This window comes from Bacteroides sp. RTP31139st1_H2_RTP31139_211217, from assembly GCF_040227615.1.
Classification (GTDB): Bacteria; Bacteroidota; Bacteroidia; order Bacteroidales; family Bacteroidaceae; genus Bacteroides; species Bacteroides uniformis.
The window spans coordinates 9030-15172 of sequence record NZ_JBCNZM010000115.1 but is presented as its reverse complement, the minus strand read 5'-3'; the positions used below and the strand labels follow the sequence as shown (position 1 = coordinate 15172).

The window sequence follows — 6143 nt, the reverse complement described above, 5'->3', positions numbered from 1 at the left end:
CTTGAAAAGTATTCAGACCTCCCGAATGACGCAAGCAATCAGGACAGCTATGAAGACTTCATTCAGATATTGAAGAACGCTTTCACGGCGGCTGTCGGCTGTCTGAGAAATAACCGTTTCGCCGTTATCTGTGTGGGCGATGTCCGTGACCGGAAGACGGGCTTTTATTATGACTTCTGCGGCGACATCAAGCGGATATTCAAAGAAGCGGGCGTTCTTCTGTATAATGAAATCATCCTTGTTGAACAAACCGCTTCAACAGCCCTGAGAGCCGCCCGGTATATGGAGACAAGAAAGGTCGCAAAGACGCACCAGCACATTCTCGTGTTCTTCAAAGGCAACCCGAAAGACATAAAGAAAGAATACCCGAAAATTGAGTACACAGAAGAAGACATGGTTCAGTTTGAAGCCACTGAAACTTCTTCTGAGAGTGAAACAACTGAAAATGAATAAGACCATGCAAGCAAAAATCTGGAATCACGCCCAATGGGTCAAAGAGACCGACCCGAAAGCACTGCGGGGAATGTTTGACGAACTTCTCCGTAAAGCGGGTTTCAATGTTCTGAGTTGCACGGAACATCATTTCAGCCCACAAGGTTACACGGCTTTATGGCTGCTTTCCGAGAGCCACTTTGCCGTTCATACGTTTCCTGAGTTCGGGCGAACATACATCGAACTGTCAAGCTGCAACCTTGACTTTTATCTGAACTTTCTTTCAATGACAAAAGAACTATGAGCAAGGCACAGGAAAAGAAAAGAAACCAACTGAAACAAGCCCGTCTCGAAATCGTGGCGGGAATGTACAAGCGGGGTTACAGCCTCAGAAAAATTCAATCAGAAGTCGTGAAGCGGCTTGAACTGTCTTCTTATTCCCTCGCCACGGTTCACAAAGACGTGCAGACGCTTCTTGACGAATGGCGGGAAAACAGAATTGAAGACATGGACGCTGCTCTGACACTTGAACTTGAACGTATTGACGAAACCTGCCGGGAACTATGGGAACAGTGGGAAAAGTCAAAGACTGATTACAACAAGACACAACGCAAGCAGAAAGGCTCTCCCGCCCGTGACAACGAGACGGGGCAGACTTCAATCAGGACGTATCAGACAGAAAGGACGGAAACAGAGGTTATCATGCTCGGAGACCCGTCATATATCGCCGAAATCAGGAAACAACTTGAAGAACGGCGTAAGCTGCTTGGTCTTTACGCTCCCGAAAAGAAAGACATCAACGGAAATGTATCTTTCGCCTCTCTGCTGATTGAAAGCGGCTTGTTGGATGAACCCGAAACGCAGGACGAAGCAGAATAACACCGATTGCGCCCGAATGTGGCTCTGAAATCATTCACTCGTATAAAATTACCATTTGAAAACGAAAGCCCGGCACAGGGCGAATCAGCAAAAAATAACTCAATGAAGAAACAGAATAAAGATATTCTCCGCAAGAAAGGTCTTGAACTGATGAACCTATGGCGGGCAGACTGGAACAGGTTTGTCCGTGAAGCCCTCGGAGTGACCCTTGACAAAGAACAGCAAGAAATACTGTCAAGCGTTCAACACAACAGGCGAACATCGGTTGCATCGGGGACAGCCCGAGGAAAAGATTTCGTTGCGGCTTGTGCCGCTATCTGTTTCTTGTATCTCACACCTCGTTGGAGAAAGAACAGTTTGGGGGAAATAGAACTTGTTGAAAACACCAAGGTCGCTTTGACAGCCCCGACAGACCGACAAGTGAAGAACATCATGATGCCTGAGATAAGCCGCCTTTTCAACAGGGCAAAAGCCCGTGGCGTTGAACTTATCGGCAAACTGAACGCTTACGACATAAGAACAAACAATGATGAATGGTTCCTGACGGGTTTCAAGGCTGATGAACACAACCATGAAGCGTGGTCAGGTTTCCACGCCGTTCATACAATGTTCGTCATCACAGAGGCAACAGGTATAGGGGATGACACATTTGCCGCCATTGAGGGAAACCTGCAGGGCGATAGCCGTATTCTGATTGTCTTCAACCCCAATACGACAGTAGGATACGCAGCCAAATCTCAGAAAGGCGACCGTTGGCACAAATACCGTCTGAACAGCCTGACAGCCCCGAATATCGCAAGCAAGAAGATTATTATTCCCGGTCAGGTTGACTACGATTGGGTGTTGGATAAACTTGAAAATTGGTGTGAGAAAATATCCCCCGATGAAATCATATCAGAAATGGATGACTTTGAGTTCGAGGGGCAATGGTATCGCCCGGAAGACCTGTTCAGAAAGAAAGTCCTCGGTCTGTTCCCGAAAGTCGATGAAGACACGCTTATTCCCCGTCAATGGCTTGAAGAAGCGCACGAACGTTGGAAACAAGCAAAAGGGCGTGAACCGCTTCGGGCTGACCTCAATATTCTCGGTGTTGACGTGGCGGGCATGGGGCGTGACGCAACGTGTTATGTTCTTCGCCGTGACAACTGGGTGGCTTCCTTTGACACACACAATTCAGGCGGTGTGGCAGACCACATGAAAGTAGCTGGGAAAATCATGGTTGCCCGCCGACAGAACATCGGTCTTTACGTCAGTATTGACACAATCGGCGAAGGTGCGGGCGTTTATAGCCGCTGCGTTGAACTTGAAGACGAACCCCATTATATCCTGAGTTGCAAGTATTCAGAGAGCGCAAAGACCCCTAACGGGCGTGAACTGAGTGACATCACGGGGCAAAACAAGTTCTTCAATATGCGTGCTTATCTGTTTTGGGCTGTCCGTGATTGGCTGAACCCAAGAAACAACACGGGAGCCATGCTGCCGCCGGATGACAAGTTTGACGAAGAAGCCACGGAAATAAAGTTCTCGGTAAAGTCAAACGGCAAACTTTATATTGAACCGAAAGAAGACATCAAAGAACGCCTCGGGCGAAGCCCTGATAAGTTTGACGCTTTGGCTAACACGTTCTATCCCGTTCGGTATGCGAAACCTATCAACGTGAACAGAATTGCGAAAATGATACGGAGATAACAAACAGAATGTTCAATTCAAAAAATATCAAACAATGACAATCGAAGAAATTTTAAATTCAGACATGACGGCAGAACAGAAGATTGCCGCCCTGAGTGAAAAGACCGTGAACGTCCCTGTTTGGGGCGGCAGAAAAGGGCTTGAAATGGAGTATAACCCGAAGTTTCATCCCGTTATGGATAGACAGAAATACCCCGACATCGTGAACGAAGACGGGATTCAGCCCGTGACCCGCATTGCGCTCGGCTTTCAGAAACTCGCATCAAAGAGAATGACAGAACTGGTTACGGCTATACCTGTCAAACGTGTGTTCAAGCCTGAGAACGACAAACAGAAAGAAGTGGCGACATTCATCACAAGCGTCCTCGACAAGAACCGCATCGACAGCGTTGACATAGACCGTGTGAACAGGTTCTTTGCCGGCTGCGAGATTATGACGTTATGGTACGCCCTTGAACAGAACAACACGCTTTACGGAAGAAAAAGCCCCCTGAAAATCCGTTGTCGCACGTTCTCCCCCATGCTCGGCGATGACCTATACCCCCTTTTCGATGAATACGGCGACATGATAGCAATGTCAGTCGGCTATCAAAGGAAGAAAGGGAGAAAGACCGTGAAGTTCTTTGACGCATACACGGCAAACAAGCACATCAAATGGTCTTCTGAAAGCGGTTCATGGCAGGAGATTGAGAATGAAGATATAACGCTTTTGAAAATCCCCGCAATTTACGCCTGCCGTCCTTTCCCGATTTGGGAATTCACGTCAGATACAGTTTACGAAATTGAATGGTCTTTGAGCCGTAACGGTAATTACATCCGTGAGAACTCAAAGCCACTGTTCTGTGTCTTCGCTGATGAAGCGATAAGCTACGGCGATGAAAAAAGCCCTGATAAGGAAGCCCGTGCCGTCATGCAATACCCGAAAGGCTCAACAGCGCAGTATGTCACTTGGCAACAAGCCGTTGAGAACCTGAAATTCCACGTCTCAGAGTTGAGAAACCTCTATTTCACAATGCTTCAACTCCCTGATTGGTCTTACGAGAAGATGTCGCAAGTCGCCTTGTCAGGAGAGAGCCGGAAACAACTGTTCATTGACGCACAACTGAAAGTCAACGATGAAAAAGGACCGCTGATTGAGTTCTTCGACCGTGAAATAAACGTTATCAAGGCTTACGCAAAGATTGTCTTCGGGGAAAGCTACGCCGCCGACATTGACGCTCTGAAAGCTGAAATCATCATTACCCCGTTCACAATATCGGATGAAAAGGATGACATCAACAACTTGATGACAGCCAACGGTGGCAAGCCTCTTATGTCTCAGCGTGAATCCATTGAGCGTTACGGGCAATCTGATGACGTTGACAAGACGCTGAAAGAAATCAAGGAAGAAGAAATGTATGACAGCCTTGAAATGACTGAATAACAAGAAAGGGGGAAATTATGGCTATATCAAGAAGAAGACAACCGCCAAAGACCAAAGAACAACCGAAATTTCAATGCCGTGACTGCGGGCACAGCTATGATTGGCATGAGATAGGCGCAAACGGGAAACCATTCATGTGCCGTTGCCCGTTCTACACGGACGGAAAGTTCTGTCGCTTTCTTTCAGACCCTCAGTGCGAACACTTCATCAAACGGGAGGTAAACAATGGCAAGGCTGAATAAATGGGAACGTCAACACTTGAAAGACCTGTCAGCCCTTGACAAGCGCATAGAACAGATTTACGAGGCTGCTGTCAAGGAAGCCGCACGTATCGGTGCGACCATAAGCGATTTTAACCCCGACAGGCTTTTTTCTTTCAGCGACTATCCAATTACACGCAAAAGAATAGAAAAGCTGTTGTCGGGGCTAAAAAGCGGGTTGTCGGCGGCGATAGTCAACGGCATAAACTCCGCTTGGTCTCTATCAAACAACAAGAACAACGAACTCGCCCGTCGGGTCTTCGGGGATAACGTGGGAAAACTCTCTCAGGCTCAATACCGCCGTTATTTCTCCACGAACGATGAAGCCCGTGAAGCGTTCATTCAGAGAAAGACAAACGGGCTGAAGCTATCAGACCGTGTATGGAACTATACGAACCAGTTCAAGGAGGAAATAGAACTCGGGCTTGATGTCAGTTTGAGAAACGGCGTATCTGCCGAGGACATGACAAAAGAACTGCGTCAATACCTGAAATTTCCCGACAAACTGTTCAGACGTGTCAAGGATGAACACGGGGTTTTGCAGTTATCCAAGCGGGCGGCGGCTTTTCATCCCGGTCAAGGCGTTTACCGTTCTTCATTCAAGAACACTCGCCGCCTCGCCGCCACAGAAACGAACATCGCTTATCGAACGGCAGACTATACCCGCTGGCAAGACCTTGATTTCGTTGTCGGAATTGAAATCAAGCTGAGTAATAACCACACTTTGAACGGCGTTGCGTTCAGGGACATTTGCGATGAACTGAAAGGGCTTTACCCGAAAACGTTCAAGTTCACGGGATGGCATCCACATTGCCGCTGTCATGCTGAAACAGTCTTGAAGACTGAGGAAGAAATGGCAGAGGACAACCGCCGTATTATGGCGGGAGAAGAACCCGTTCAAGGGAGCAAGAACGAGGTCAAAGATGTACCCGATAATTTCAAACAATGGCTTGCTGATAATGAAGACCGGGCAAAACGTATGTCATCTGTTCCGTACTTCATTCGTGATAACGTGAAGTTTATTCCTGAAAGGTTCATTCAGAACATGGGAACACTGAAAGGCGGTCAAGATGCGGGGCTTATTGAGAACCTGAAAGAAGCCTTTCTGAAACTCAAAGACCCGAACTATATCACGGGCAAAGAGGTTCAGAACACGATTAAGACCTTTGCCCAGAACAACCCCGATTTATTCCTCGGTGGGTTGACTGATGTCGTGATAACACGGGCTAAAGGCGTAAGTTTCTTTATGGCAAACTCCCGGTCTTATCTGAACTCCACAGGGGCTTATAACATGGCGGGGAACACAATCAAGATTGCCAACCGGGAATTTAAGCTTGTCAGCGGCGAGATATTCAACCCGCTTGAAGAAGTCAAGGGGGCTTTAAAAGCCATATCCACGGGTATTGATATGACATTCAAACAAGAATACGCCCTTGAAAGCCTATGGCATGAAATACGCC

At 47.5% G+C, this 6143-nt stretch carries 5 protein-coding genes and 2 pseudogenes; all 7 read left to right on the top strand.

The features are described 5' to 3' along the window. A pseudogene (locus ABUA47_RS17000) lies at positions 1 to 453 on the top strand (site-specific DNA-methyltransferase); the annotation flags it as partial. Then, on the top strand, positions 446 to 736 hold the full coding sequence (locus ABUA47_RS16995; RefSeq protein WP_120177979.1) for an S-adenosylmethionine decarboxylase family protein: 291 nt from the start codon (positions 446 to 448) through the stop codon (positions 734 to 736). The pseudogene ABUA47_RS17000 and the gene ABUA47_RS16995, both read left to right, overlap by 8 nt. Next, entirely contained in the window at positions 733 to 1311 is a 579-nt protein-coding gene (locus tag ABUA47_RS16990) for a hypothetical protein (protein WP_007565040.1), read from the top strand. The genes ABUA47_RS16995 and ABUA47_RS16990 overlap by 4 nt, the downstream gene beginning before the upstream one ends. 102 nt (positions 1312 to 1413) lie before the next feature. Continuing rightward, complete coding sequence (locus ABUA47_RS16985) at positions 1414 to 3000, top strand: hypothetical protein (RefSeq protein WP_225982497.1); 1587 nt, start codon at positions 1414 to 1416, stop codon at positions 2998 to 3000. A 34-nt stretch (positions 3001 to 3034) separates the two neighbouring features. Continuing rightward, positions 3035 to 4423, top strand: a complete 1389-nt coding sequence (locus ABUA47_RS16980; RefSeq protein ID WP_149923040.1) for a phage portal protein — start codon at positions 3035 to 3037, stop codon at positions 4421 to 4423. 17 nt (positions 4424 to 4440) lie between these two features. Then, positions 4441 to 4665, top strand: coding sequence for a hypothetical protein (locus tag ABUA47_RS16975; protein WP_149923039.1), 225 nt, complete (start codon positions 4441 to 4443; stop codon positions 4663 to 4665). Continuing rightward, positions 4649 to 6143: pseudogene (locus tag ABUA47_RS16970) on the top strand (hypothetical protein); the annotation flags it as partial. The gene ABUA47_RS16975 and the pseudogene ABUA47_RS16970, both read left to right, overlap by 17 nt.

What these genes read in the sequence shown, in the direction of transcription:
- ABUA47_RS16975 (WP_149923039.1), top strand. Translation starts at nt 4,441, where the DNA reads ATGGCTATATCAAGAAGAAGACAACCGCCAAAGACCAAAGAACAACCG.
- ABUA47_RS16990 (WP_007565040.1), top strand. Translation starts at nt 733, where the DNA reads ATGAGCAAGGCACAGGAAAAGAAAAGAAACCAACTGAAACAAGCCCGT.
- ABUA47_RS16985 (WP_225982497.1), top strand. Translation starts at nt 1,414, where the DNA reads ATGAAGAAACAGAATAAAGATATTCTCCGCAAGAAAGGTCTTGAACTG.
- ABUA47_RS16980 (WP_149923040.1), top strand. Translation starts at nt 3,035, where the DNA reads ATGACAATCGAAGAAATTTTAAATTCAGACATGACGGCAGAACAGAAG.
- ABUA47_RS16995 (WP_120177979.1), top strand. Translation starts at nt 446, where the DNA reads ATGAATAAGACCATGCAAGCAAAAATCTGGAATCACGCCCAATGGGTC.